General features: G+C 71.2%; 27 protein-coding genes and 2 pseudogenes. 14 read left to right on the top strand and 15 right to left on the bottom strand.

Going from position 1 to position 24,535, the window contains the following annotated elements; translation table 11 throughout:
* Positions 1–110: 110 nt before the first annotated feature.
* On the bottom strand, positions 111–2,186 hold the full coding sequence (locus ACWDA7_RS23850; protein WP_450606234.1) for a SpoIIE family protein phosphatase: 2,076 nt from the start codon (positions 2,184–2,186) through the stop codon (positions 111–113).
* Between the two features lie 480 nt (positions 2,187–2,666).
* Between ACWDA7_RS23850 and ACWDA7_RS23845 the strand changes: the two genes are divergently transcribed.
* Complete coding sequence (locus ACWDA7_RS23845; RefSeq protein ID WP_450606233.1) at positions 2,667–3,629, top strand: NAD-dependent epimerase/dehydratase family protein; 963 nt, start codon at positions 2,667–2,669, stop codon at positions 3,627–3,629.
* An 85-nt stretch (positions 3,630–3,714) separates the two neighbouring features.
* Here the strand turns inward: ACWDA7_RS23845 and ACWDA7_RS23840 are convergent, their stop codons facing one another.
* A complete protein-coding gene (locus ACWDA7_RS23840) occupies positions 3,715–3,888 on the bottom strand; it encodes a hypothetical protein (RefSeq protein ID WP_450606232.1) in 174 nt (57 codons plus the stop codon).
* A 36-nt stretch (positions 3,889–3,924) separates the two neighbouring features.
* Entirely contained in the window at positions 3,925–4,455 is a 531-nt protein-coding gene (locus ACWDA7_RS23835; RefSeq protein WP_450606231.1) for a hypothetical protein, read from the bottom strand.
* A gap of 288 nt (positions 4,456–4,743) precedes the next feature.
* Between ACWDA7_RS23835 and ACWDA7_RS23830 the strand changes: the two genes are divergently transcribed.
* The 4 genes from ACWDA7_RS23830 to ACWDA7_RS23815 all read left to right on the top strand — a co-directional run bounded on the left by ACWDA7_RS23830 (position 4,744) and on the right by ACWDA7_RS23815 (position 7,399).
* Entirely contained in the window at positions 4,744–4,938 is a 195-nt protein-coding gene (locus tag ACWDA7_RS23830; RefSeq protein ID WP_359392639.1) for a DUF2795 domain-containing protein, read from the top strand.
* A gap of 198 nt (positions 4,939–5,136) precedes the next feature.
* Positions 5,137–5,994 carry a fructosamine kinase family protein gene (locus ACWDA7_RS23825; RefSeq protein WP_450606230.1) on the top strand — a complete coding sequence of 286 codons (858 nt, stop codon included), beginning with the start codon at positions 5,137–5,139 and terminating at the stop codon, positions 5,992–5,994.
* A gap of 78 nt (positions 5,995–6,072) precedes the next feature.
* Positions 6,073–6,867 carry an N-formylglutamate amidohydrolase gene (locus ACWDA7_RS23820; protein WP_450606229.1) on the top strand — a complete coding sequence of 265 codons (795 nt, stop codon included), beginning with the start codon at positions 6,073–6,075 and terminating at the stop codon, positions 6,865–6,867.
* A 325-nt stretch (positions 6,868–7,192) separates the two neighbouring features.
* Positions 7,193–7,399 carry a hypothetical protein gene (locus ACWDA7_RS23815; RefSeq protein WP_450606228.1) on the top strand — a complete coding sequence of 69 codons (207 nt, stop codon included), beginning with the start codon at positions 7,193–7,195 and terminating at the stop codon, positions 7,397–7,399.
* A 90-nt stretch (positions 7,400–7,489) separates the two neighbouring features.
* Here ACWDA7_RS23815 and ACWDA7_RS23810 read toward each other — a convergent pair whose 3' ends face one another.
* The 3 genes from ACWDA7_RS23810 to ACWDA7_RS23800 all read right to left on the bottom strand — a co-directional run bounded on the left by ACWDA7_RS23810 (position 7,490) and on the right by ACWDA7_RS23800 (position 9,721).
* Positions 7,490–7,756 (bottom strand): DUF5133 domain-containing protein, encoded by a 267-nt coding sequence (locus ACWDA7_RS23810; RefSeq protein WP_359392630.1) that lies wholly within the window; start codon positions 7,754–7,756, stop codon positions 7,490–7,492.
* 131 nt (positions 7,757–7,887) lie between these two features.
* Entirely contained in the window at positions 7,888–8,328 is a 441-nt protein-coding gene (locus tag ACWDA7_RS23805; protein ID WP_359392628.1) for an Lrp/AsnC family transcriptional regulator, read from the bottom strand.
* Between the two features lie 43 nt (positions 8,329–8,371).
* Positions 8,372–9,721 (bottom strand): transaminase, encoded by a 1,350-nt coding sequence (locus ACWDA7_RS23800; RefSeq protein WP_450606227.1) that lies wholly within the window; start codon positions 9,719–9,721, stop codon positions 8,372–8,374.
* A gap of 306 nt (positions 9,722–10,027) precedes the next feature.
* Here ACWDA7_RS23800 and ACWDA7_RS23795 point away from each other — a divergent pair, with 306 nt between their 5' ends.
* Entirely contained in the window at positions 10,028–11,230 is a 1,203-nt protein-coding gene (locus tag ACWDA7_RS23795) for a hypothetical protein (RefSeq protein ID WP_450606226.1), read from the top strand.
* 740 nt (positions 11,231–11,970) lie between these two features.
* Positions 11,971–12,348: an anti-sigma factor antagonist gene (locus ACWDA7_RS23790; RefSeq protein WP_450606225.1), complete on the top strand. Its 378-nt coding sequence runs from the start codon at positions 11,971–11,973 to the stop codon at positions 12,346–12,348.
* 277 nt (positions 12,349–12,625) lie between these two features.
* On the opposite strand, the gene ACWDA7_RS23785 is transcribed toward ACWDA7_RS23790, so the two are convergent.
* Positions 12,626–13,057, bottom strand: coding sequence for a MarR family winged helix-turn-helix transcriptional regulator (locus tag ACWDA7_RS23785; RefSeq protein WP_359392621.1), 432 nt, complete (start codon positions 13,055–13,057; stop codon positions 12,626–12,628).
* A 198-nt stretch (positions 13,058–13,255) separates the two neighbouring features.
* On the opposite strand from ACWDA7_RS23785, the gene ACWDA7_RS23780 reads away from it, so the two are divergent.
* The 6 genes from ACWDA7_RS23780 to ACWDA7_RS23755 all read left to right on the top strand — a co-directional run bounded on the left by ACWDA7_RS23780 (position 13,256) and on the right by ACWDA7_RS23755 (position 19,212).
* Positions 13,256–14,422: a PP2C family protein-serine/threonine phosphatase gene (locus tag ACWDA7_RS23780; protein WP_450606224.1), complete on the top strand. Its 1,167-nt coding sequence runs from the start codon at positions 13,256–13,258 to the stop codon at positions 14,420–14,422.
* A 210-nt stretch (positions 14,423–14,632) separates the two neighbouring features.
* Positions 14,633–15,532 (top strand): STAS domain-containing protein, encoded by a 900-nt coding sequence (locus ACWDA7_RS23775; protein ID WP_450606223.1) that lies wholly within the window; start codon positions 14,633–14,635, stop codon positions 15,530–15,532.
* Complete coding sequence (locus ACWDA7_RS23770) at positions 15,529–15,948, top strand: STAS domain-containing protein (protein ID WP_450606222.1); 420 nt, start codon at positions 15,529–15,531, stop codon at positions 15,946–15,948. The genes ACWDA7_RS23775 and ACWDA7_RS23770 overlap by 4 nt, the downstream gene beginning before the upstream one ends.
* A 47-nt stretch (positions 15,949–15,995) precedes the next feature.
* Positions 15,996–16,388, top strand: coding sequence for an anti-sigma regulatory factor (locus tag ACWDA7_RS23765; protein ID WP_450606238.1), 393 nt, complete (start codon positions 15,996–15,998; stop codon positions 16,386–16,388).
* On the top strand, positions 16,388–17,458 hold the full coding sequence (locus ACWDA7_RS23760; protein WP_450606221.1) for a SpoIIE family protein phosphatase: 1,071 nt from the start codon (positions 16,388–16,390) through the stop codon (positions 17,456–17,458). Before ACWDA7_RS23765 ends, ACWDA7_RS23760 begins: the two co-directional genes overlap by 1 nt.
* Positions 17,455–19,212 carry a PP2C family protein-serine/threonine phosphatase gene (locus ACWDA7_RS23755; protein WP_450606220.1) on the top strand — a complete coding sequence of 586 codons (1,758 nt, stop codon included), beginning with the start codon at positions 17,455–17,457 and terminating at the stop codon, positions 19,210–19,212. Before ACWDA7_RS23760 ends, ACWDA7_RS23755 begins: the two co-directional genes overlap by 4 nt.
* A 50-nt stretch (positions 19,213–19,262) precedes the next feature.
* Here the strand turns inward: ACWDA7_RS23755 and ACWDA7_RS23750 are convergent, their stop codons facing one another.
* A complete protein-coding gene (locus ACWDA7_RS23750; protein WP_450606219.1) occupies positions 19,263–19,751 on the bottom strand; it encodes a MarR family winged helix-turn-helix transcriptional regulator in 489 nt (162 codons plus the stop codon).
* 285 nt (positions 19,752–20,036) lie between these two features.
* On the opposite strand from ACWDA7_RS23750, the gene ACWDA7_RS23745 reads away from it, so the two are divergent.
* The gene (locus ACWDA7_RS23745) at positions 20,037–20,471 is read left to right on the top strand and encodes an ATP-binding protein (RefSeq protein ID WP_450606218.1); all 435 of its coding nucleotides are present in this window, start codon (positions 20,037–20,039) and stop codon (positions 20,469–20,471) included.
* Between the two features lie 15 nt (positions 20,472–20,486).
* Here ACWDA7_RS23745 and ACWDA7_RS23740 read toward each other — a convergent pair whose 3' ends face one another.
* From ACWDA7_RS23740 to ACWDA7_RS23710, 7 genes and pseudogenes are all read right to left on the bottom strand, one after another.
* Positions 20,487–20,738, bottom strand: coding sequence for a hypothetical protein (locus tag ACWDA7_RS23740; protein WP_450606217.1), 252 nt, complete (start codon positions 20,736–20,738; stop codon positions 20,487–20,489).
* Between the two features lie 151 nt (positions 20,739–20,889).
* Positions 20,890–21,414 (bottom strand): ATP-binding protein, encoded by a 525-nt coding sequence (locus ACWDA7_RS23735; protein ID WP_450606216.1) that lies wholly within the window; start codon positions 21,412–21,414, stop codon positions 20,890–20,892.
* Positions 21,411–21,785 carry an STAS domain-containing protein gene (locus ACWDA7_RS23730; RefSeq protein WP_450606215.1) on the bottom strand — a complete coding sequence of 125 codons (375 nt, stop codon included), beginning with the start codon at positions 21,783–21,785 and terminating at the stop codon, positions 21,411–21,413. Before ACWDA7_RS23730 ends, ACWDA7_RS23735 begins: the two co-directional genes overlap by 4 nt.
* A gap of 367 nt (positions 21,786–22,152) precedes the next feature.
* The gene (locus tag ACWDA7_RS23725; protein WP_450606214.1) at positions 22,153–22,518 is read right to left on the bottom strand and encodes a PRC-barrel domain containing protein; all 366 of its coding nucleotides are present in this window, start codon (positions 22,516–22,518) and stop codon (positions 22,153–22,155) included.
* 87 nt (positions 22,519–22,605) lie between these two features.
* The gene (locus ACWDA7_RS23720; RefSeq protein ID WP_450606237.1) at positions 22,606–22,992 is read right to left on the bottom strand and encodes an STAS domain-containing protein; all 387 of its coding nucleotides are present in this window, start codon (positions 22,990–22,992) and stop codon (positions 22,606–22,608) included.
* Between the two features lie 67 nt (positions 22,993–23,059).
* Positions 23,060–24,097 (bottom strand): annotated as a pseudogene (locus ACWDA7_RS23715) (cobalamin B12-binding domain-containing protein); the annotation flags it as partial.
* Positions 24,094–24,516, bottom strand: a pseudogene (locus ACWDA7_RS23710) (PP2C family protein-serine/threonine phosphatase); the annotation flags it as partial. The pseudogenes ACWDA7_RS23715 and ACWDA7_RS23710, both read right to left, overlap by 4 nt.
* Positions 24,517–24,535: the final 19 nt, after the last annotated feature.

Here is a 24,535-nt window from a genome sequence, read left to right as displayed (position 1 = left end):
CGCGGCGCGAACGCGGGAGACCAGTGCATCCACCACCGTTCGGGATGCGCCAGTTGACCAGGATTGGGTACAAGACTCACTCCTGCTCACTGACTGACTAGGAACGGTACTTACTCCCGCCCCCGGGCGATCAGCAGAGCGACGTCGTCCTCCCCGCCGGGTGGCCGGAGGATGTCGAGCACCCGGTCGCACGTTTCCCCCAGGTCGAGGCCTTGCGTGGCGGTGAGGGCGTCGAGGAGGGTGCCGAGGCCGGTGTCGATGGGATCACTGCGGGTCTCCACCAGACCGTCGGTGTAGAGGGCGAGTTGGTCGCCGGGACGGAAGGCGATGGTGGCGGGCTCGAAGGGGACCCCGCCCACGCCCAGTGGCGCGCCGGTGGGCAGCTCGAGCAGTTGTGCGGGCCAGCCGGGGCGGAGCAGGGCCGGCGGCAGATGGCCGGCGAGGCAGATCCGGCAGGTGCCGCGGTGCGGGTCGTAGACGCAGTAGATGCAGGTGGCGATGGTGTGCCCGACTCCCTCGGTCAGATGGTCGAGGTGCTGGAGGACCTCGGCGGGGGCGAGGTCGAGTTCGGCGAAGGCGCGGGTGGCGCTGCGCAACTGGCCCATGGTGGCGGCGGCGCTGACACCGCTGCCCATGACGTCACCCACGACGAGGGCTGTCTTGTCGCCTTGGAGGGGTATCGCGTCGAACCAGTCGCCGCCTATCTCGCTGACCGCGCCGGCGGGCTGGTACCGGCAGGCGACCTCAAGGCCCGGCAGCCGCGACGGGGGCTCGGAGAGCAGGCTGCGCTGGAGGGTGAGGGCGGTGTGGCGCTGGGCTTGGTACCAGCGGGCGTTGTCGATGGAGACGGCGGCGCGGGCGGCCAGTTCGCTGGCGAGGACCGCATCGTCCTCGGTGAACGGCGCGGAGTTGCCGCTGCGTCTGAGGTCGAGGGCGCCGAGGACCTCGCCGCGGGCCACCAGCGGCACCGCGAGATAGGAGTGCACACCGGCCTCGGCGAGGAGTGAGACCGACTCGTCGGGGCGGGCGATGCGTATCAGGTCCTCACTGGTGGTGCGGGCCACCATGACCGGCCGGCGGGCGTGCAGGCAGTCGGTGATCAGCCGGTCGCCGTCGAATACGGCCGGGTCCCCGGGCAGGTCCGCCGTCTGGGCCGTCGGGTCGGGGTCGGCCGAACTGACCGCGAGGACGCGGAGGCGGGCGGAGGAGGCATGGAGCGCGGCCCGGTCGTGGAAGGCGCCGTCGAGTACGACAACGGCCGCGACGTCGGCGAGACCCGGTACGACGAAGTCGGCGAGTTCGCGGGCCGTCTGCTCCAGGCCGAGGGTGGTCCCCACGGCAGCGGACGCCTTGGCGATCAGCGCCAGGCGCTGGCGGGCCTGTGCCGCCTCGGCCGCGACTCGGTGGCGTTCGGTGATGTCGACGACGGAGCCGGCCATGCCGAGGATGCGCCCGCTCGAGTCCTCCAGCCGGAAGTAGGAGACGGACCAGGCGTGGTCGTGGTCCGGGTCGGCGTGGGTCCGGCCGACGACGTAGCGGTCCACGACCGGCTCGCCGGTCTCCAGGACGCGGCGCATCCGGCTCTCTATGGCCTCGCCGTCCATGTGGGTCAGGACGTCTCGGACCCGGCGTCCCAGATGCTCGGCCGCAGTCCGGCCGTGGATGCGTTCCAGGGCGGGGTTCACGGTCACGAACCGCAGGTCGGGGTCCAGGACGGCCAGCCCGATCGGCGACTGCGACACCAGACGGGCGGACAGCGCGACGTCCCGTTCGAGCCGCAGCACGGTCTCCTGGTCCGCGGCGAGGCCGAGGGCGTAGCTGTCGCCGAGGTCGTCCAGCAGTCGCATGTTGCGGAACTCCACCAGGCGGGTGCCGCCGTCCTTGTGCCGAATGGGAAAGGCACCGGCCCAGCCGACGCCCGATTCCATGACCTCGGCGAACAGCTTGACCACCTCGCCCCAGTGCTCTTCGTGCACCATCAGGCGAGCCGCGAACTCCCCCAGCGCCTCCGCCGGGGTGTAGCCGAACAGCTCCTCGGCCTGCGGGCTCCAGAACATCACCCGCCCCTCTGCGTCGAGCACCACCGCGGCGACGTTCAGCAGATCGAGCAGGCCGCTGGGCGGCGCCGCAGGGCCGGTCGTCGGCCGGCCCGCACCTTCGCGGAAAAAAGAGTCCGCCTTGCCCATGAACCGATTGTCCTCTACCAGCCGGTGCCACGGCTGGAACCCAGTCGCATTGGTGCACACGCCGGCTCCTTCCACACCCTTGCGGGAGTGGGGCGCCGCACGGGAAACCGATCGGTTCAGGCGGCATCACCCCCGTCGGAAGAGGATTCCCGCGCACCGTCCGTACCGGATGCGGCGATCGGCCGCGTCCGGCCGGAGGTTCGCACGGGGGTACCGGCCGGGTGCAGGACGTGCGGGTCGTTCGCCAGGGGGCGTGCCAGCCGGGTTCCAGGCGGTCGAGGAGAGTGTGGAGGGCCGCGCCGGCCCGGTCCGGGTCGCGTCGGCCAGGGGTGCGAGTCACCCGTACGCCCTACACCACCGAGCCCCGGGAGTCCGGGCGACGGACGCTGATCGAGGTACCAGGCACGCTCTGACCTCGTCAGCGGTCCGGCGCGGAGAGCAGGAGCCGCTGCGCGGTCGCCACGGTGGAAGGAGATCCGGATGGGCGGCCCGTTGTCACGGAACTGGGAGCATGCGGTCGTCACAGGTGGCGCCGGATTCGTCGGTTCGCACCTGTGCTCCACCCTGCTGGACGCAGGCTCCGTGGTCACCTGTGTGGACGACTTCAGCACCGGCCGGCGCGAGAACGTGTCCGCCTTGCTCGACCGACCCGGATTCACGCTCATACAGGCGAACGTCGCCGAGGGATTCACCGTCGCCCGGCCGCCGGATCTCGTACTCCACTTCGCCTCCCCGGCCTCCCCCTCCGACTATCTACGGCTGCCGCTGCACACCATGGACACCGGCAGCATCGGCACGCGCAACGCCCTGGATCTCGCCCATCGCTCGGGCGCCCGTTTCCTTCTCGCCTCGACGTCCGAGATCTACGGAGTCCCCCAGCAGAACCCGCAGGACGAGCGGTACTGGGGCCATGTGGACCCGGTGGGCCCACGGAGCGTGTACGACGAGGCGAAGCGCTTCGGGGAGGCGCTCACCACCGCTCACGCCGAAGCCAAGGGCACCGACACCTGCATCGTGCGGCTGTTCAACACCTACGGCCCGAGGATGCGCGCACACGACGGGCGGGCTGTGCCCACCTTCATCCGGCAGGCACTGGCCGGTGACGCTCTCACCGTCACCGGCGACGGGCGGCAGACCCGGTCGCCGTGCTACGTCGACGACATCGTCCGGGGCGTCCTCGCTGCGGCCGCACACGCGATGCGCGGCCCGGTCAACATCGGCAATCCCGCCGAGATCACCGTACTCGACCTCGCCCGCCTCGTGATCGGCCTCACCGGCTCCCGGTCGGAGGTCCGCTTCATCGCACGGCCGACGGACGACCCGGCCGTACGCTGCCCCGACATCACGCTGGCCCGCGACAAGCTCGGCTGGGAACCCCAGGTGGACGCCGAGGAAGGCCTGCGCCGCACGATCGACTGGTTCCGCCTCAGCGTCGGCCGCTGATCCCCGCTCGAGCCTCCGCCGCCAGGCCGAAAACCGCGACGGAGGACACCGGGGGCATGCGGAACATCAGCGACCGCCCGCGGCGTCAGCCCCGGCCGTCCCCCGCCGTACCGGCCTCCTCCTCGTCGTTCGAGTCCGATTCGTCCTCGGGGTACCGCTCGCCCTCGGCCGCCGAGGGTGTGGGGCCGGGTGGCCGGCTCCTCTCGTCCTCCGGAAGCCACTCCCTCTCGGCCCGGGAGGGAGGAGTGCTCTCACTCATCGGGTCACCTCCTACGGGAGACCGGGGCCGCACGCGTCAGACACCCCGGAACACTTCGTGCGCCTGACGAACGCGCAGCTCCTCCAGCGTCCGGACCTGCCGCTGGGCCCGTTCCAGCAGTGCGTCGAGCTCGTGCCGGTCCAGACGCTCGTCCTCCTCCGCGACCTCGCACAGCGTCCGCCAGCCCGCGGCCTTTCCCTCGACACCGAGCCGGAGGAACTCGAGCTCGAGCACCGAGGTGAGCGGCGAACGGCCGATGAGGCGGCCGTTGCTCTTGAGGCGGCCGACCGTCTCCATGAGCCGGCCTGCCCAGACCTTGTACTGACGCGCCGGGACGCCGAGCCGCTTCATGATCGCGAGCAGACCCTCCCGGTCCTCGCCGATCTCGGCGGCGATCGGTTCCAGTGCCCTGCCCAGCGGCGTACCGCTGTGCGCCCGGACCATGTACTGGGCGCGCCGGGTGCCAACGGTCGACCCCGCCAGATGGTCGTTGAGGTAGATCCCGAGCAGATCCGTTCGGGTCCGCCGGGCGCGTCCCGCGGCGGACTTGCCCGTCTGTGTCGTCATGGGTCGTCCCCTTCTCTGGGCGTGCCGCCCGCCGAACGGGCTGGACCGCACGGGTACCCATGGCGCGCACGCCCCACCCACCACCCGGCACACGCCCGCGATCCGGGTCGCCGGGGCTCCGCCGCTGAGGGGTGGAGGAGGGGCCGCTGGGGGCGCGGAGGACGAGAAGCACACCGGAGGCTGCCCGCGGTCGTCCGAATCGCCTGGCAGGGGCGTGGGTACTCGGACTCCAGCGCTCAACCGGCGCCACTCAACCGGAATCAGAACTCGCACGGCCTTGGAGGAGCTATGGCATCTGTCAGGCCCAACGATCTGCAGAAAGCACTGTCCGGCGTGGAGTACCCGGCCGACACCGAGCAGCTCAAGCAGGTCGCCCAGAGGAATCATGCGCCCAAGGAGATCACCGAGCGCATCTCGCACCTGGAGAAGAAGCAGTTCCAGAATCCGGCCGAGGTGAGCAAGGCGGTCTTCCAGGGCGAGTGATCCCGCATCGGGACGCGGCGGCCGGGGCCACCCCCCCCCCCGGCCGCCGTCCGCGCCGTGCGGCCGCCGCTCGCTTCCCCATGCGCACTCTCGGCAGATCCGCCGCGCCACGCTCTCCTGCCGAGCGGCGGCGAAACGCCGTACGGTGTCGTCCGGCCTCCCCCACCGGTTCGGGAGGGAAGCGACGAGGTGCTGACCATGACCGAAGGCCCGGGGCCCGCGGCGGCCCGGCTCACCGGCAGGCCGGTGAGCGATGAGCGTGCCGTGACCGCGGCGCTCTCCGAAGTCACCCTCGACGGCGGGCCGGTGGTGATGGTCAAGCGCGGCCACGCCCCCGGGGCGGTGCGGGCCGAGGCGGCGGGACTGCGCTGGCTGGCGGACGCCACGGCGGTCCGGGTCCCCGCGGTTCACGGCCACGCCGGGCAGTGGCTGGTGACGGACCGCGTCCCGCCGGGCCGGCCGAGCGCCCGGGCAGCACTCCGCTTCGGCCGCGGCCTGGCCGCTCTGCATGCCGCGGGCGCGCCCGCGTTCGGCGCCCCGCCGCCGGACGGTCCCGAGGACGCGTACATCGGTCTAGCTCCCATGCGCAACGTCCCGGGCGACGAGTGGCCCGGCTGGTACGCCGAGCACCGGGTGCTGCCGTATCTGCGCCGCACGGTGGACGACGGCACGCTGCGCCACTCCGAGGCGGTCGTGGTCGAACGCGTCTGCGAGCAGCTGCCCGGGCTGGCGGGACCCGCCGAGCCGCCCGCCCGGCTGCACGGCGACCTGTGGAACGGCAACGTGCTGTGGGGCGCCGACGAGGACGTGTGGCTCATCGATCCGGCCGCGCACGGCGGGCACCGGGAGACCGACCTGGCCATGCTCCATCTGTTCGGCTGCCCGCATCTGGACCGGGTGCTGGACGGCTACCAGGAGACGGCACCGCTCTCCCCCGGCTGGCGGGGCCGGATCGCCCTGCACCAGCTCTTCCCCCTGCTCGTGCACGCGGTGCTGTTCGGCCGGGGCTACGCCGAACAGGCGATGACGGCGGCCGGGGCCGCGCTGTCACGCTGACGGAACGCGTTCCGGCGAACGGCCGCTGTCGGCGCCCGGGGGTACGGTCACCTGGTCACCGCATCAGAAGGAGCCTCCGTGTCCCGCGCCGTCCCCTCGTTCGAGCTGCTGCCCGGTGCCGATGAATCGCCCGTGATTCTTCATGTGCCCCACTCCGCGCGCGAGATACCGCCGGACGTACGCGACGGCATCCTGCTCGACGACGCGGCGCTCGCCCGGGAACTGGACCACATCACGGACGCGCACACGGCCGAGCTGGCCGGCCTGGCCGCGGCGGCCGCCACGGCCACTCCCTGGCGGTTCGTCAACGGACTGTCCCGGCTGGTGGTCGACCCCGAGCGGTTTCCCGACGAACGGGAGGAGATGCGCGCCGTGGGAATGGGGGCCGTCTACACCCGCACCACGCACGGCCTGCCGCTGAGGCCGGCCGACGCCGATCCGCAGCCGCTGCTGCGGCGTTACTTCCACCCGTACGCGCAGGCGATGACGGCGGCGGTCGCGGACCGGCTGGCCGCCACCGGGCGGGCCGTCGTCCTGGACGTGCACTCCTACCCCACCTCCCGCCTGCCCTACGAACTGCACGGCGACGGCCCGCGACCGCCCGTCTGCCTGGGCACCGATGCGTTCCACACTCCTCCCGAACTGGCCGCGCAGGCCCGCAAGATGTTCGAGGAGTTCGGGGGCACGGGGGTGGACAGCCCGTTCTCCGGAACGTACGTGCCCCTGGAGTTCTACGGCACGCAGTCCCAGGTCACGGCCCTCATGGTGGAGATCCGCCGTGACACCTACATGACCGAACCGGGTGGGGCCACGGGGCTCGGGCTCGTCCCTCTGGCGTCGGCACTGGCCGCCTTGGTCGACGCCGTGTCCTGATCACCGTCCGGTATCCGCGTGCGCCCTGCAGGCGGCAGCGCCGTTCGCACCCCGGGCGTCGCACCAGCCCACTTCGGTCACCCCGCGCGGGTCGAGACGCTCGGGCCGATCTCCTCTGGCGCGAAGCCGATGAGGTGCCCTCGCCCCACCCCATCCATCGCCCAAGGTAGCCGCTCGGTCGCGAAGTGTACCGAATGTCCCCGATATCCACCTCCCGGGATGCGCGCGGCGTCATCTCGATGAAAGGTGATGTGAAGGGTGGTGCCCCACCCGCACGACGATCTGCGGGTGCCACCACTGCGGATCGACTCGCGTAGGAGACATCATGTCGACGTCACAGCCCGATGCGTCACGTCGTCCGTCCGATGACCAGGCCACGCCGGACGAGCTGCTGCATGTGGCTCCGTCGGAGCTGTCACCGGACGACCTGGTCCTCGCCTCGGGCAGGGACATCACCCCCAGGGCCCTGGCATGGGCCGAGCGCAAGCTGGCGTCCGAGGGCAAGGCCGCACTGGACAAGCTGCTGCCGTGACGCTCCCGATCCGGAATCACCGCGCCGAAGTCAGCAGCACTCCGGTGCGCTGATTCCGGATCGGCGGCGTCCGGCCAGGGGGTCGCACCCTCAGACCGCCACCGGCAGGCCGTTCTCGCCGTCCGACTTCCGGGCGTCTTCCGTCGCCGTATGCGCCCGAGTCGCCCCGACGAGCAGCGCGTCCGCGGCGGCAATGGCGTCGTGCACGCTCCTGGTTCCCATCATGATGCACAGCGTGTAGCTGACGTCCTCCAGCTCTCGCACCTGCTGGGGCGTCTCACTCTCGGCAAGCGCGATCCGCAGGGACGCGTACCGGGTCAGCAGCCCTCTGACGACTTTGGCATCCGGAAGGAGCACGGCCAGGCCCTCTCTCTCGTTGTGCCAGCCAAATGCCCCGTCACAGCCGGGACATGCACAACTACAGTCGCAAGAGTGAACTTTGGCACGATCTATACGCTCTAGAGTCGGCGTCACCCGACTGTCCGCCGTCAGCCGACGTGCCAGAGGAACCTGTGGGTGTGGATGCCGAAGTAGGGGAACGAACGGACCCCTTCGACGCCTTCCGCCGCACGCACCACGTCGTTGACGAAGTCGAGCAGCTCCCTGGGGCCGGCGCAGACGACCTCGACGAACAGGTCGAACCCGCCCGATGTCAGCACCGAGTAGACCACCTCCTCGTGGGCGGCCAACTCGTCCGCGACGGCCCGGGGGTCGCCGTCGACCGTGACGCCGAGCAGAGCCATCGCCTGGCCGCCCATCCGCATCGGGTCGGTGACCCCGACGACCTGCACGACCTTGGAGTCGATGAGCCGTTGCAGACGTTGCCGTGCCGCGGAGGCGGACAGGCCGACCTTGGGCCCCAAGTCGGCATAGGCGATACGGCCGTCGGTCTGCAGCTCACGCAGAATGGCCCGGTCGATCTCGTCCACGCTGCCCCTTCCCGGCGGTCGGTGCCCAGCCTACCGACGCGGATCAGCCGACCAGTTCGGACAGAGCGGCGTCGAAGACCTCGGTGTGGGTGTCGACGTCCTTGTCGGTGGTCGCCGGGCACATCAGCGCCATGTTGTGGAACGGGGTGAGCAGCACACCCCGGTTGGCCAGATAGAGGTGGAGGTAGTCCTCGAGCTCGGTGTCGGAGGCCGCCGCGGACTCCGTACCGGTGCGGGGGGCCGGGTCGGCGAAGCGGTATTCGGTGCGGGCGCCGAGCCGGCTGACCGACCACGGCAGGTCCCACCGTTCGATGCCGGTCCGCACACCCGCCTCGAAGCGCTTCGACAGCTCGTCCATCCCGGCGAACGCCTCGTCGGTGAGGACGTCTTCGAGGGTCGCCCGGGTGGCGGCGACCGACAGGGCGTTGCCGGCCAGGGTGCCGCCGACTCCACCCATGTCGACCAGGTCCAGATCCTCGCGGGCCAGCAGTCGCTCCGCCAACTCGGCGGACAGTCCGTACGCACCCGCCGGAACACCGCCGCCGATCGCCTTGCCGATGGTGAGCATGTCCGGCTCCAGCGCCCAGGCGGCGGTGCAGCCACCCGGGCCCGCCGAGAACGTGTGCGTCTCGTCGTTGATCAGCAGAGTGCCGAAGCGCCTGGTCAGCTCGCGCACGCCGGCGAGGTAACCCGGCTCGGGAAGCACGATGCCGATGTTGGTGAGCGCGGGCTCCATCAGAACGGCGGCCACATCACCGTGCGCGAGTTCGCGTTCGAGCGCCTCGAGGTCGTTGAACTCGGCGACCCGGCTGGTCAGGGTGACATCGCAGGGGGCGCCGACGTTGCCGGGCCGGGCGGTGCCGTGCCCGTCGGGGCCCACCACGATGAGCGACTCGTCGACGCTGCCGTGATAGCTGTAGCTGTTCACAAGGATCTTCGGCCGGCCGGTGACCGCACGGGCGAGCCGGATCGCCCAGCGGTTGGCGTCGGTCGCGGTCAGCGAGAAGCTCCACCGCACCAGCCCGAAGCGACGGGTCAGCTCCGCACCCACCCACTCGGCGTCCTCTGTGGGGAGCATCGCGGTCGCGCCGCCCAGGTCGGCGAACCGGCGGTGGACGGCCGCGGTGACCGCGTCCGGGGAGTGTCCGGCCATCGCCCCGGTGTCGCCCAGGCAGAAGTCGATGTACTCGTGGCCGTCGATGTCCGTGACCCGGGCGCCGCGGGCGGCGGCGAGATAGCGCGGGAAAGCGCCCGCGTTCTTGTTCATCCAGGTCATCGGCACCCGGCCGAAGAGATGGTCGGCGCGCTCGTAGGCGGCCCGGGAGCGCGGGTTCCGCCGCTCGGCCTCGGCACTCTCACGGGCGAGGAGCTGACGCAGTCGGGCGCGGTCCATGGGTACCCCTACTTCCGGTGAGACGAGATGACGGGACTGTACGGCGGAAATGAGTGCCAATTCAATGCTTCACGAAGGAATCGTTTGCCTGAACACTTGAATCGAGCGTCACTTCCACCTGGGACCTGCCGCTCAGAAGCCGAACGGGAACGTCGACCGGGCCAGTCGTGTGGATGTGGTGTACATCGTCCGCGGCGGGAAATACGGTGAGACGAGCGATCTTGACCGATCGCGCCTCCGGGTTCCCGTGACGTGCGCGGACCATACTGGGAGGCGCTCCCCCGTCCCCTTCCCGCAGAGTGACCCATGGCAAAGTCCCCCACCGTCCGCGCCACGGCTCCCGGCACTGTGTGGCCGGCACGCGGGCGACACCTCGGCCCGGGTGCCGAGGACACCGTCCGCAGGCGCCTGCGCGAGCTCGAGAGCAGGGCGGTCATCCAGGACCATCTCGAATTCGACGGCTCCGGCAGTGATGACACCGAGGACGCGGCCGTACGCGTCTTCGAGGCCCGCTGGCTGGTCGCCGGCGACGTCGTCGTCAGGGCCCGCCTGAACGTGGGGGCTCCCCATGGCAACGAAGGCTCGCAGGACTGGGTGCTGATGGCCGAGGCCGACCGGCCCTGGGACCTGGAGTGGCCGTCGCCCGCCACCGTCTTCTGGCCCGAGGACGCCGACGCCCCGTGGGACCACGACGCGGTTCCCGGGCTGCGCTTCCGCGAGATCAATCCCCTGCCCACGGACGACCGGGCGTTGCGCCGCCTGCTCAAGGAGTGCGCGCGCACCTCCTGGAGCATCCATGTGGTCGTCCACGAGGCGATGACCACCGACGAGCGCGGGCGGCGTCCGCTGGCCTCCCTGCTGCCGCCCGGCCTGCGGCACCGCGTGGTGGAGCACCGAGCCGCGCCGGAGCAGTTCCAGGTGGTCAACTGGGCGCTCCATGACCTCGGAGTGCGGGTGCCCCGCGGTGGCGCTGTGGTGCTCCCCGCGACACCGGCCGGCCCCGACGGGGACTTCAGCGTCCGCTCGGTGTTCCTCGACGGTTCGGTGCCGGTGGAACTCGTCGACACCGTGCGGCGTTTCGCCGAGTCGCCCGCCCCCCTGCCGGAGGGCGCGGAGGAAGCGCTGTCCGAACTGCGTGAGCAATGGCATCTGACGACCGTGGACGAGGAGCTCGCCCTGGCGCGCCGCCAGGTGGCCGCCTACGCCGAGGCCCTCGACGCCATGACGAAGTCACGGGACCTGTACCGCGAGGCGGCCGAGCTCGCCCATGAGGCGCTGGCGACCTACCGGGAGTCCTTCGGCGCCCTGCCGGCGCCGCGTCAGGAGCCGCGTAAGAGGGAAGGTTTCTCCTTGCGTTCCCTGGCCAAGCCCCTGGAACGCGTACGGGACGGCGCGAAACTGCTCCGGGCGCCCGGCGCGGAGGACCACACCCCGGACGCGGCCGAGGCGGAGGAGCCCACTCAGGACGGCTTCCCGGCGCGGCTCCCGCAGGCCCGGGACCAGCAGTAGCCGGGGCCGCCGCACCGGCGCCCGTGAACCAGACGGCAGAGCACGACCGGTTCGGCGCGGTGCGGCGGCCTGGACCTCTCGGATCGTGCCGGTCTCCGGCCGACCTCTTGCTGAACCACCGATCGGCAGCCGTCGCCCCGGCTGGCACTCGGGATCATGGCGCTCGCCGGTGCCGGCAAGCGCCAGTCCCGTCGCAGCGACGAGCAGGGGGACGAGGGCAACGACCGCGCAATCGCGGCCCGCGGTCCTGAGGCGGAGCGCACTTCCAGGAGTGCACCTCCAAGGCGGAGAAGACCGGCCCCGCCGAATGCCGGGGGGAGGCATCGGCGGGGCCGTATGGCTCGGGGCTGCCGGGGGGAGGGCACCCACGAGCGGTCTGCGGTGCTGGTGCCCGCCTTCCCTCGAAGTATGCGCCACTTTTGCGTCCGAGTTTTCATGCCGGCGATTCCGTGTCGCCCGTGTCGCGTCCGGGCCTGCGTGCCCGAGCCTCGGCGTACCGCGTCCGCGGTGCCCGAGTCCCCTGTTTCCTGGGGTGGGTTCGCCCCGGGCGGCGGCCGCGGAAAGGGATCGCGATCGACAGGTGTGGTGCGCGGCCAGGGGGGGTACTAGGTGCCGGAATCGCCGCCGGGCACCGCTCCGCAGGCGAGACGTTGATCACTTCCGGAGTGCGGCCCGCGGTGCATCGGGTGCCCGCCCCGGGGTAGGCGGAGCCCCGCACGCCGTAAGTATGGGAGGACATTGTGTCGGCTGAGCAGACCCCCCTGTCCATCGATGTGACGATGCCTCGGGAGGATGTCGCGCTGATCAACGTGAAGGGATTCCTGGACGTCGACACGGCGACGGAGTTGCATCACCACCTCGCCAACCAGATGCACCACGGCCGGCAGCACCTGCTGCTCGACCTCTCGTCGGTGCCGTTCATGGACTCGTCGGGCATCAACATCATTCTGCGGGCCTACAAGGAGACCCGACAGGTCGGCGGCTCCGTGGGCCTCATCGATCCCGCCCCGGCCGTCCAGCGAATACTCGACCTGACCGGAGTGAGTCTCACCGTCCCCTCGTTCAAAACCGCCGACGAGGCGCTCGACGGGATGGGCGACGCACTCAGCTGGCCTTAGCGGGCGAGGGAATCGGAAAGGCTCCGGCACACCCTGCCGGGGGCGCGGCGCAGCCCGCCCGACCCCGCCGGCCCCGGCATGGGCATTCGCCCTTGCCGGCGGCCTGTTCGGCAGAACACTTGCCGTTTGACAACTGTAGCCATCAGGCAACAAAGTGTGGGGGCATCGAAAGCACGGAGGGAACTGGAATGTTGCGGTGGGCGGAGCCGGCTGCGCGCGCCGACCGACCGTGGCACGCGCCGGGTGCCCCCGTGCGGATCAGTTGTCCTGCCCCGCCTCACGCCGTGCGGGCGTCGGACCCGTCGGCCTCGTGGAGCTCCGCCGCCGCTGCGGCACAGAAGGCCTCGAGGCCCTGCAGCAGCGCCGTCCGCTTGGCCGCGGGCATCTGGGCCAGCACGGACTCCAGCGCTCGCTCGCGCCGTGACCGCAGCTCGGCCAGGAAGGTCCTGCCGCGACGACTGAGGTACAGGCGCAGCTCGCGTCGGCTGATCGAGCTGGCCGCACGCTCCACGTATCCGACGGCCTGCAGTCGGTCGCAGAGTCTGCTCGTGGACGGTGGGGTCGACCCGAGGGCGTCGGCGAGTGTCCGCAGGTTGATGCCCTCGTTGTGTTCCAGAATGAAGAGAACGCGCAGCTGGGAGGCGGAAACCGGGGCGGTCGAAGCCCGTCCCCACAGGATTTCCAGCAGCTCGGCCGCCTCTGAGGTCACACGCGCCACCTCGCTCGGCTCCGGGCGCGGGCTGGAGGAAGTCACTGTCTCACTCTCCCAGACTTCTCGGCTGCTGTCGGCCTGCTGGGCCCACAGCTCACAGATAACGATAGATACGGACACCGGCGCACGGGTGCACGCCCCCTCCAGGGCATGGGTCCGGAATCGTACTAACGGAAGAATGGCGTATTCGACATCGTGAACAGATTCGTCGCAACCGAGAGGGCGCTCCGGAACGCGGCTCCCCACCGGTTGGTGGACGCGCTCCGGGAAGCGCTGCGCAGCCAGTACGCGGCCGCGTCCGTCGAACTCCTCATGGCAGACTACGGACTCACCGCCCTACAGCGCGTCTCCGCGCATCCCCACTGCTCCGACCCCCTGCCGATGCACGACAGCACGGCCGGGCGTGCCTTCGGGGCGCAGGACCCCGTCGTCGAGGAGACCGGCGACCTGGTCCGGGTCTATTTGCCGGTGACCGTCCGCGGGGACCGGCTCGGTGTGCTGAGTGTCACGCTGCCGTCCGAGGCCGCGGCAACGACGCTGCCCGAGCTCACCGACATCGCCGATGTACTGGGCCACGAAGTGCTCGTGGCGGAGCGGGACACCGACATCTACCTGCGGGCCAGGCGGCTGGACCGGCTGACGCTCGCGGCCGAGATGCAGTGGCAGCTGCTGCCCGGCCGCTCGTGCTCCCGGCCCGAGTACGCGCTCGGCGCCCAACTCGAGCCCGCATACGCGATCTTCGGAGACAACTTCGACTGGTCCGCGGGCCCCGACCGGCTGATGCTGTACATCACCAACGGCATGGGCGAGGGCATCGAGGCCTCACTGCTGACCAACCTGGGGATCAACGCGCTGCGCAATGCGCGACGCGCCGGAATCAACATCGAGGACCAGGCAGCCCTCGCGGACCAGGCGGTCTACGCCCACTACCGGGGCGCCTCGTACTTGTCCGTGCTCCTGCTCGACTTCGAGGTGTCCACCGGCCGTGTGAAGGTCGTCGACGCCGGCTCGCCGCAGATGTTCCGGCTGCGCGGCAGAAGCGTCGAAGCGGTCGACGTCGACGCCCAGTTGCCCCTCGGGATGTTCGAGGAGACCGACTACGTGGCCCAGGAGATCCAGGTCGAACCGGGCGACCGGCTCGTCTTCGTCAGCGACGGCGTCTACGGGGCCATCGCACCGGGAGGCGAGACGTACGGCGAGAAGGCGCTGGCCAAGGCCATAGCCGCCACCAGGCTGCTGCCTGCCGCGGATGTGCCGCGCGCCGTACTGAGGGAGCTGTCGACGTATCGCGGCGGCCCTGACACGCAGGACGACGCACTCGTCGTGTGTCTGGACTGGTTCGGGCGGCAGGGCGCCCCGTAGGGTCGTCGTGGCGCCCGGCTTCGCGCCGTACGGTCCCAGGCCGTGTGAACAACGACAGCCGGTGAGGTCCCCCGTTCGTTGGACGATCTTCCGGACAGCCATGGGTGCCAGGCGCTGTCTCCGATGATTACAGTTGTCGCGCGACAATGAACCGCGCTCTCCGAGGAGGCTCCCTGGCAGCCGGGGGAGCAGACGTACAAAGGAGACAGAGTGACGGACCAGGAGTCGGCAGCGAACCGAGGAACGTCGGAACGGGTCATCGGGGACTTCCTCCAGCGCCGCCGAGAGCAGATCTCGCAGCGCTGGGCCGACGAGCCACTGTTCCGGACGGTGTTCACGGTCTCCCGCGACGAGGCGGTGGAGGCCGCCGGCGCCCTGGTGGAGGCACTGGCCGCGGTGGCCGCCTCCGGGCGGAGCGAGGACCTGCGGGCACCGGGCTTCATAGGGGTGCGCGAGCAGCTCATGCGGATGGCGGCCTCGCGGGCGCGTGCCGGTGCCACGCCCGCCCGGATCGCCGACGAGGTGGCGGCTCTGCGCCCCTCGATCACCGATCTGCTGATCGCCGACCTGGCCGGGTCCGACGGCGAGACGTCCGGACCGCATGTGACCACGCTCACGGTGCTGCTGGGCACCTTGCGGCTGGCCGTCATGGAGACGGTCCTCAGCTCGGGTGAGGAGATCATCGAGCGTCAGCGCCTGCAACTGCTCGAAGTGGCCACGCCCGTCATCAAACTGTGGAACGGCATCGTCGCCGTCCCGCTCATCGGCACCCTGGACAGCGCCCGCAGCCAGGTGGTGATGGAGAGCCTGCTCGATGCCATCGTCGCCCAGCAGGCCCGGTTCGCGATCCTGGACATCACCGGGGTTCCGACCGTCGACTCGCTGGTGGCCCAGCACCTGATGAAGACCGTCGCGGCGGCGCGCCTGATGGGCGCGGAGTGCATCGTCTCGGGCATCCGGCCGGCGATCGCCCAGACCATCGTGCACCTGGGGATCGACCTCGGCTCGGTCGTCACCCGCGCCAGCCTCGCCGACGCCCTGGCCTACGCCCTCCACCAGCAGGGCGCCGTGATCGTCGACCGCGCGGCCGACGGAGGAGGCCCGCGATGAACGGCGGCTTCGACGGACCGGTGGGCCCCCACGTCCCCGTCCTCAAGCTCGGCGGCGTGCTGCTCGTCACGCTCCACGGCGAACTGCACGACAAGGCTGCGGAACAACTCCAGCAGGACATCGGCGATGCCATAACGCGCAGTTCGGCCGCCGCCGTCGTCATCGACGTCTCCGGTGTCGAGATCGTCGACTCCTTCCTCGGCCGCGTCTTCTCCGAGATCGCCGCGAACGCCAGGCTGCTCGCCGCGGACACCGTCGTGGCCGGTATGCGTCCCGCGGTCGCCATCACCCTGGTCGAACTCGGCCTCACCCTGCCGGGACTGCGCACCGCGCTCGACGCCGACGAAGCCCTGCGGATGCTGACCCGGGCGTCCACTCCCCTGTCTCACGGTCCAGGACGCCAGGAGAACGCGTGACGGAGACATCGGGCCGCGTCGCCGCATCCTTGCCCATCCGCTCGGACATGGATCTGGCATGGGTACGGCAGCATGTGCGGCAGGCGGCCGCCGAGCTCGGCTTCGGCCTGGTGGAGCAGACCAAATTGATCACCGCCGCCAGCGAACTCGCACGCAACACGCTCATCCACGGCGGCGGTGGACGCGTCGAGTCCGTCTTCCTGGACAACGGCCGGGCCCGCGGTCTGCGGCTGACCTTCAGCGACGAAGGACCCGGTATCGCCGACGTCGAGCGCGCGCTGACCGACGGCTACACCTCGGGCGGCGGCCTGGGACTCGGGCTGGGCGGGGCCCGGCGGCTGGTGCAGGAGTTCTCGATCGACACCGGTCCCGGCGGTGGCACGTCCGTCACCGTCGTCTGCTGGACCGCCGCGACGCCCCGTCCCCGCGAGGAGGCGTGATGGCCCGCATCCGGGACGTACCCGTGCATGACCCGACCCGGGTCCGCGACGCCCGGGTGGCCGCGAAGGAGGCCTGCGGCCAGGCCGGGTTCCACCCGGACCGGGCCGCTGCGGCGGAGCTCGTCGCCACCGAGCTGGCCACCAATCTGCTCAAGCACGCAGGCGGTGGGCAGATCCTCATCGAGACCGTGGACTCGGATCCCGAACCCGGCGCGTCCGCAGCCCGGCCCGTGCTGCAGATCGTCGCGATCGACCACGGCCCGGGCATTCCCGACCTCTCGGCCGCGCTGGGCGACGGATTCTCCACCACGGCGTCGCTGGGCGCGGGCCTCGGTACATGCCTGCGTCTCGCGGACGACTTCGACCTGCACAGCTCGCCCGGACGCGGCACCGTCGCCCTGGCCCGGATAGCGCCTTCACCCAAGCCCCGGACGGGCCCACAGGGCCGGCGCGGCCAGGCGCCGGTACGGACGGGAGGAGTCAACATCCCGTTGGTGGCGGGCACTTCGGGCGATGCCTGGGCCTGTGTGTGGTCCGGTGACCGGGTCACCGTGCTTCTCGCCGACGGGCTGGGGCACGGACCCGCCGCCGCCGAGGCCTCCGACGCCGCCGTCCGGGAACTACGTCTGAGCGCCCATCTGACGCCGCCGGAACTGCTCGAGGTGCTGCACGGCACGCTGCGCGCCACCCGGGGCGCGGCCGTCGCCGCCGCCCAACTCGACATCGTCGCGGGCCGTCTGGAGTTCTCCGGCATCGGCAACGTGGGGGCCCGGTTCCGCCGCGGCGACAGCTGGCAGCACCTGCTGTCGCATCCCGGCATAGTGGGCGCCCACCGTCCGGCACACATCCCCCATCAGCGCCTCGCCTGGTCCCCGGACTGCCTTCTCGTCCTGCACAGCGACGGCTTGCCGAGCCGGTGGTCCCTTCGACCGGACGTGTCCACCACGGCCCTGGACCCGGGAGTGACGGCAGCCCTGATCGTGCGTGACGCCAGCAGTTCCGCCCGGCCCGTCCGCGACGACACCACGGTGACCGTGCTGTCGCCCACACCGTCGGATCGTGAACCATGACCCACTCCTGGCAGTTCAGCACCGTCGTCGATGCCGCCCGGGCGCGGATCGCCGTCGCCCGGATCACGGCCGAGCACGGTGTCTCCGTCCTCGACCGCACCCGTCTGGTCAGCGCGCTCACCGCCCAGCTGCGCCAGTGCCTCACCAAGGGCGGCTCCTGGCGGCTCACACTGCGGTCCGCTCCGCCGTCCAAGCGCGGAGAGCAGCCGCAGCTGCGGATCAGCCTGCGGCCGGGCACCGACGACGGCCCCGACGTCGACGCCACGTGGCGGGCCGCGGTTCCGGCCGCGGAGCCGGACGGCCGCCGGAGCACGGCCGTGGTGCAGGCCGACCCCGGTGCCCTCGCCGAGGCGCTGTTCAACGCGGACGACGACACGGCAGGCATCCTGGACGCCCTGACGGAGCAGGAAGCGCTGGTCGCCTTCCACCGAGAGGAACTGCACCAGACCAACCAGGGCGTCCTCGCCCTGCACGCCGAGCTGGACGCAGCCGGTGCGGCCCAGCGTGAGCTGTTCGCCGCGGAGCGGGCGGCCCGTACCGAGGCGGAGGTGGCGCGCCGCCGGCTCACGTTCCTCGCCGACGCCAGCGCGGCGCTGACGGCGTCCCTCAACCACGGGGAGATCGTGCGGCTGCTTCCCGGGCTGCTGACCCCGAGGTACGCGCGAACCGTCGACGTATGGCTGCTCGGCGACGAGGAGCACGGACATGCCCCGCGTCCCGCCGCGGCGGTGGTCGCCGCGCGTACCGGCCGCCCGCAGTACGCGGCCGACCACCCCGGCGCCCTGCGCGGAGTCGACGACCGGCCTCCCTCCGCCCTCCACCCCCGCGTCCCCCTCCTCTGTATTCCCCTGTCCGCCCGCAGGTCGACGCTGGGCGTGCTCATCCTCACGCCGCCCGGCGGCCGGTGGGAGCCGGACGACGCCGTGATGCTGCTCGAACTGGCCCGCAGAACCGGCATCGCGATCGACAACGCCCAGCGCTTCGAACACAACCGCGACATCGCCGAGACGCTGCAGCGTGCGCTGCTCACCGACCTGCCCAGCACCCGGGGGCTCCGGCTGGCCGCGCGTTATCTCCCGGCGACCCACGGTCTCAACGTCGGCGGTGACTGGTACGACGCCTTCCGCCAGCCCGACGGGAGCCTGATCACCGTCATCGGCGACGTCACCGGACATGGACTGCGCGCGGCGGTGATGATGAGCCAGCTGCGCACGGCTCTGCGTGCGTACGCCGTGGACGGCGGCAGCCCGGGCCGGCTCCTCACACGCCTGCACCTGTTCCTGCACCATCTGCAGCCGGATCTGTACGCGACCGCGGTCATCGCCCGTTTCCGCCCCGGCGAGCAGGTGCTGACCTGGGCCGCCGCCGGGCATCCGCCCCCGGTGCTTCGCACACCCGACGGCACGGTGCACGCGCTCGACGCCAAGCCGGGTGCCATGCTCGGCATTCCGCTGCAGCAGGACATCGAGGACCACACCGCCCCGCTGCCGCCCGGGTCCACCCTCGCCCTGTACACGGACGGCCTGGTGGAGCGCCGGGCCCAGGGCATCGACCCCGGCATCGAGCGCCTCACGGTGGCGATGGCCGGGCTCACCGCGCCGGATCTGGACGGCGATCTGGAACGCGCCGCCGACCGGGTGCTCGACCCGATGCTGCAGGACTCCGAACGCGACGACGACGTGTGCCTCCTGCTGTGCCACGTCAACAGCGAGCCGGGGAACGTGGCGGTGCCGACCCGGGCGGGACGCCTCTGACGGCGCGGCGCCCCCGGCCGTCCGCCGACTTCGTACCGGCCGCAGGACGGCTAGGCGTTCCAGTCCCCTCGCGCGTCGTACGCCTCGCGGAAGGCGTGCAGGCCCTGCTCCAGGGAGGTGCGCGCGGCGGGCGTCATCGCGGCGAACACGGCGGCGAGGCTGATGGATCTGCGGTCGGCGACCTCGGCGAGCACCCTTTGTCCCTGTGAGGTCACCCGCAGTTGCAGCTCCCGCCGGTTTCTGGGATGGATCACCCGCTCCAGCAGCCCCGCCGCCTCCAGCCGATCGCAGAGCCTGCTGGCCGCGGGCAACGCGATGCCGAGCGCCTCGGCCAGCGCCGTGAGATTGAGCTCCGCGTGGTACCGGACGGCCATGAGCGCGTTCAGCTGGTGCCGGGACAGACGCGGCGTGACCGCTTCTGCCGCCGAGGTCCACAACCCCACCAGTCTCTCCACCGCGTCCGCGGCCTGCCGGGCCCGCGCCGTATGGCTGCCGCCCGCCCCTTCTTCTGCCTCCGGCACCTCACGGTCAACTCCCACTACGCTTTCCCCGCCTGCCCCGTGCTCCGACTCGGACCGACACAGTCGATCCGTTCGGCGCCCCTACCCCGGGCTCCCCGGAGTACACGGCCGACCCATGCCTTCTAGACGGGATCTCTGCACCGTGCACCGAATCTGAACATATCAGGACCAACGGGCCGACCTTTCGGTCTTCCCGCAGGCGTAGCCGCCGTCTTTCTGGCAACCGTCATAGAGGGGGCCGGGCAAGAGCGCGACGAACGACGACAGCCTGCCGGCCGGAGTGCCGGCCGGGGGAAGGACGGCATGGCAACCGAGCCACGTTGGGACGACAAGGCCTGGCCGTTCGAGACGGTCGAGAACCTCACCTGCGAGTACGAGGGCGGACTGCACGACGTGACGGAGGCACGACTGTCCGCCGAGGAGTTTCTGCGCCGGCTGGCGCAGGCCTCGCCTCCGACGAGTCCGGAGCACTGGAACGACATCCTGCTGGTGGTCGACGAACTCGCGGCCAACTGCGTCCAGTACGCTCCCGGCCCCTTCACCCTGCAAATGCGGCAGACGTACGACGGGGTCCATGTGACGATGCACGACACGAACACGACGCCTCCCAAGCCGCGTCCCTTCCGCCCGGGCCGCCCCGGCGGTATCGGCTGGCACCTCGTGCACACGCTGTGCGACCAGGTGAGTGTCGTCGTCCGGCCCGGCGGCAAGGACGTGCACGTCTTCCTCCCCTGGTAGGAGGTGGCATCGTCGTCATGCGGCTCGCCGCACCCCGGGATCACCCGGCGTGGTGCGGCCGGTCTGCTCCGCGACAGGCCCGGCCGGAACCTGCGGATGCGGACCGGCGTCGGGAGAGGGATCGGGCACCGCGCGCAGAGTGCGGGCATGCCGCGCGCCCTTGGGTTTCGGTGTGCTGCCCGGACCGAGCATCCGTTCCTCGTACCGTCCGAGAGCCAGCACCAGGCACAGCATGGACACCGGGATAAGCAGAGCTGCAATGATCACGGGGGCTCCCTCCACGGGCCTTCCCGATCCGCATTGCCGCAGATCGCCCGGGGAAACGCCGAAATCCCCGTCTCATTCGGCGGATATCCCTCATCCTGTGCGTGGGACCCCGGATCGGCGCTCATGACCGCCCGGGTCTCGGGCGGGCCGCTCAGGCGAGCGGCACCAGCACGCTCACGACCTTGCCACCGCCCGTGCACCGCTCGATCCGGACGTCTCGCGCCAGCCTGATGATCAACGGCCATCCGTACCCGCCGACGCCACCGTGTCCCGAGGGAAGCGCGCCAGAGCCGAAAGCGGCTGACGGGTACTCCGCGCTGCGGTCGTGCACGGCGAGCCGGACGCCCTCGCGTGTGGGGGTCGCTTCGAAGGCCACGAGGCCGCCGCCGTGGCGGATGGCGTTGGACACCAACTCCGATGTGACGAGCATCAGGTCGGTGACGGCTTCCTCGCTCGGGCCGAGGGTCGGCGTCTCCCCCACGACCGCCAGCACATGCGCGCGCGCCGACGCGGCACTCGTGACCCCGGCCATCGGCGTCACCTTCGTAGCCTGACCCGTGCAGTCGGCCGCATACGCGTGGTGGGAGCACACGGGCGCGCTCAGGCCGTTCTTCTCCTCGCCCTCGTGCATCGTCTCCGGATGTGTGCCGTGCACGGGGCGCTCGGCCGGTATCATCGCTCGCCCGGCCGGACGGGCAGGTCCAGCGCCGCGTGGACGTCGTCGGTGCGGATGAAGTACCCGGCGGTGCCGGTGACGTCGAACAGCCTGCGGACGGTGTCACTGAGCGGGCCCGCCACCACCATCAGCGCGCCGCGCGCCAGGTGCGCCCGCTGGGCCTGGAGCAGTACGTGCAGGACGGACGAGTCGGCGAAACGCAGACAGGACAGATCGACCACCGTACGGGAGACGGGCGCCCGGTCCGGGACACGCAGCGCGTCCGCCAGCCGCGGCGAGTTCTCGTGGTCGATGTCGCCGCTGACCCGGACCACCTTTGTGCCGGCGGCCGGATCATGGGTCACGGTGACGTTCTGCGGATCCTCGGACATCGGTGTGCGCTCCCTGGAGTCCCCTGTCGTCCTGAGGGCCATGGCGGCCCGGCGTTCTCGTCCTGTCCGGATGCCCCCCGGGCACCGGAGCGGGGAACGGCAGGCGCGGCCGTACGCAGTCCCACGGCGTCGTTCTCGGGCGGATCCCCTGCCGTCGGGGCGTCGGCTCTCGGTCTGCGGACGCCGCCGCCCGGGAGGGCGGCGAACGGCCGCCCTGCGGGCGAGCTTGGTTGTGGCGTGGTCTTGTTCGTTCATCATTACTCGGCTACCCGGCCGCATCCGAGCCATGAGTGCCACGGCGCGGCGGTCGCCCATAAGAGCGACGCCGTGCCCGGCGGCACGGCGTCGCGGAGGTGGCCGGCTGCGGTCACTCGGCATGCCTCGGCGGCAGACCGCGGTAGTAGTCGTCGACCCTGGCCAGATATTCGGGGTCGAGCGTTTCGCGGTCGGTACGGAAAAGAGGTGCCGCCTTCACCTCGTCCTTGGAGCACGACAGCGTCACCTGCCGCGCCTGGGTGTCGATCCCGGTGACGACGCCCGCGGGGATCAGCACGCTCTTGCCGAAGACCCACACCCCGGTGTCGACGATCAGATGCCGCATGGCCGGGCCGTCGGACTGCCGGTCGACGTGTCCGACGACTCCGTCCGTGGCCTCCACGGTGAAGCCCGTCAGGTCCTGTCCTTCGGTGTGTCCGCTTCCCGGTTCGTAGGTCCACGGTCTCTCGATGGTCACGAAGCTCCCTTCCTCGGTGGGTCTGGAGCTGCGAATACCCTTGTCCTCGGCGGCCATTCGAGCGGCGGCGGCCCTCGGACCCCCGCGTCAGCCCGCTCCCGGCCCTTCGCCGGTCCGGCCCTGTTCACGGGGTGCGGTGAGGTGTTCGGGTGTTCCCGTGACCTCCAGCAGCCGCTGGAGCGTGGGAGGACACTCGTCCAGGCGGAGACCGACGCCGGCCGTGTCCGTGAGGCGGCGAATCATCAGCAGGGCCAACAACCCCATCGAGTCGATGTCGCCCAATCGCTCGAAGTTCAGGTGCAGTTCGGGCCCTCCGGTCCCCTCGCCCGCAGGCCACCCGGCCAATTGCCGACTGACGGCGTTCAGCAGTTCGTCGTACGACTCGTAGTCGAGGTCTCCGTCGACGCGTACCACGACCGCGCTGGGCCCGGTCTCGACCGTCAGTGTGAGGGAAGGCGTCCGAGAGGTCGTCATCTGAGCTTTCCGGGGCCGGGGACGTTCGCTGTTGCCGGTCGGGCCGGCACGGCGTCCTGTGCCAGGCGAGGAAATGACGGGCCCGCGGGAAGTCCCGCAGCCTGGCGGTGAGGAACGTCAGCGGCAGGGTCAGGGAGTGGGCAGGCACCTCGCGCGCCGTGAGGATGTCCTCGGTCCAGCGGATGAACCTGACGAACAGCTCGGCGTCGTCCACGTACAGAGCCGCCGCGAGGTGATCGACGATATGGCCGATGTCCTCCGCGGTGTGCTGCCGCTGCCGGTCGCTGTAGGTGAGCATGGGCGGGAACCGGTCCTCCAGGTCCGCCAGGGTGTCCGCCATCAGGTCAACCCGGCCGCGCACGACCAGTGTGTACTCCTGGTCGGCCAGGTGAGGCAGATCGTCGACGGGCTGGCGGGCGGCGAGCGGATCGGGCTTCCGCAAGCCGCTCTCGAGTATCGCGGCGGCCTCGCGCGCCTCCCTTGCCCAGCCGTCGGCGCCCAGCGCCCGCGCGTACTCCCCGTCGGGGCCGAAGGCCGCCCCTCCGACGATGACGGGCACCGAGGTGGCCTGGACCGCGGTGACCGCGGCGTGCGCGGTGGGCAGGTGGGTCGGGAGCGAGGCGGACAAAGCGACGACGTGCGGGCCCGTCCGGTGCAGATGGCTCATCAGGTGCGCGGTCGGCACATGCGCACCGAGGAAGTCGACCTTCCAGCCCCGAAGCCGCAGCACCTCCGCCAGCAGCCGGGCGGGAAGGGCGTGCCATTCCCCGTCCACGCACGCCACCATGACGCGCGGCCGAGCACGTTGCTCGACCCGGTGCTCGGGGCGGTGGGCCAGCGCGGCGATGACACGGTCGTGGACTGCGGTGGCCGCGTGCTCCTGCGCGACGCTCAACAGCCCGGCGGCCCACTCGCTCCCGACCCTGGCCTGCACCGGCGCGATCAGGTCCAGCAGGGCGCCCTCCAAGTCAAGGCCGTCCTCGAGTGCGGCGAGGAGCACGTCGCAGGCGCCGTATTCGTCGCCCTGGCGGACGGCGTGCCACAACCGGTCGCGCACCACGTCCGGTTCGCCCGCAGCGGCCGGCTGGATGGGGGCGGTGCTCACGCGGTGTACCTCCCACGGGTGTGGCCGTCGACCGCGCTGAGGTGTGCGTGGTGCGGGGCGGTCACGGCGACGACGGCCATGTCGTCGTGCCGGCCCCGGCCGACCCACTGTGCGGCCAGCATCTGCACATGCTCCACCACCGCTTCCGCCGGCATCCCGGCGCACTCGGCCAGGGCCGACTTCAGGCGGTCCAGGCCGAACAGCTCGTCCTGCCAGGGTCCTCCCCTGGCTTCGATGATGCCGTCGGTGAACAGCAGGCAGATCTCGCCGGGCGCGAGTTCGAGGTGTGCGGTGGTCGAGGTGATGTCGTCGAAGACGCCGACCAGAGTGCCGCGGCTGTCCACCTCACGGTGCGTTCGCGCTCGTTCTTGAGCGCCTTCTCGGCGAGCCAGCGGGCGGTGTCGTCCACCAGCCACCACACCACCAGGTCCTGACCGG

The organism is Streptomyces sp. NPDC001156 (assembly GCF_053598275.1).
Note: the sequence above shows the minus strand (reverse complement) of the source record. Positions and strands in the feature narration are given on the sequence as shown.

Excerpts from the sequence above, each read along its gene's own strand:
- ACWDA7_RS23850 (WP_450606234.1), bottom strand. The coding sequence starts at position 2,186 with ATGGGCAAGGCGGACTCTTTTTTCCGCGAAGGTGCGGGCCGGCCGACG.
- ACWDA7_RS23845 (WP_450606233.1), top strand. The coding sequence starts at position 2,667 with ATGGGCGGCCCGTTGTCACGGAACTGGGAGCATGCGGTCGTCACAGGT.
- ACWDA7_RS23840 (WP_450606232.1), bottom strand. The coding sequence starts at position 3,888 with ATGAGTGAGAGCACTCCTCCCTCCCGGGCCGAGAGGGAGTGGCTTCCG.
- ACWDA7_RS23835 (WP_450606231.1), bottom strand. The coding sequence starts at position 4,455 with ATGACGACACAGACGGGCAAGTCCGCCGCGGGACGCGCCCGGCGGACC.
- ACWDA7_RS23830 (WP_359392639.1), top strand. The coding sequence starts at position 4,744 with ATGGCATCTGTCAGGCCCAACGATCTGCAGAAAGCACTGTCCGGCGTG.
- ACWDA7_RS23825 (WP_450606230.1), top strand. The coding sequence starts at position 5,137 with ATGACCGAAGGCCCGGGGCCCGCGGCGGCCCGGCTCACCGGCAGGCCG.
- ACWDA7_RS23815 (WP_450606228.1), top strand. The coding sequence starts at position 7,193 with ATGTCGACGTCACAGCCCGATGCGTCACGTCGTCCGTCCGATGACCAG.
- ACWDA7_RS23800 (WP_450606227.1), bottom strand. The coding sequence starts at position 9,721 with ATGGACCGCGCCCGACTGCGTCAGCTCCTCGCCCGTGAGAGTGCCGAG.
- ACWDA7_RS23795 (WP_450606226.1), top strand. The coding sequence starts at position 10,028 with ATGGCAAAGTCCCCCACCGTCCGCGCCACGGCTCCCGGCACTGTGTGG.
- ACWDA7_RS23770 (WP_450606222.1), top strand. The coding sequence starts at position 15,529 with ATGAACGGCGGCTTCGACGGACCGGTGGGCCCCCACGTCCCCGTCCTC.
- ACWDA7_RS23765 (WP_450606238.1), top strand. The coding sequence starts at position 15,996 with ATGGATCTGGCATGGGTACGGCAGCATGTGCGGCAGGCGGCCGCCGAG.
- ACWDA7_RS23760 (WP_450606221.1), top strand. The coding sequence starts at position 16,388 with ATGGCCCGCATCCGGGACGTACCCGTGCATGACCCGACCCGGGTCCGC.
- ACWDA7_RS23755 (WP_450606220.1), top strand. The coding sequence starts at position 17,455 with ATGACCCACTCCTGGCAGTTCAGCACCGTCGTCGATGCCGCCCGGGCG.
- ACWDA7_RS23745 (WP_450606218.1), top strand. The coding sequence starts at position 20,037 with ATGGCAACCGAGCCACGTTGGGACGACAAGGCCTGGCCGTTCGAGACG.
- ACWDA7_RS23735 (WP_450606216.1), bottom strand. The coding sequence starts at position 21,414 with ATGATACCGGCCGAGCGCCCCGTGCACGGCACACATCCGGAGACGATG.
- ACWDA7_RS23730 (WP_450606215.1), bottom strand. The coding sequence starts at position 21,785 with ATGTCCGAGGATCCGCAGAACGTCACCGTGACCCATGATCCGGCCGCC.
- ACWDA7_RS23720 (WP_450606237.1), bottom strand. The coding sequence starts at position 22,992 with ATGACGACCTCTCGGACGCCTTCCCTCACACTGACGGTCGAGACCGGG.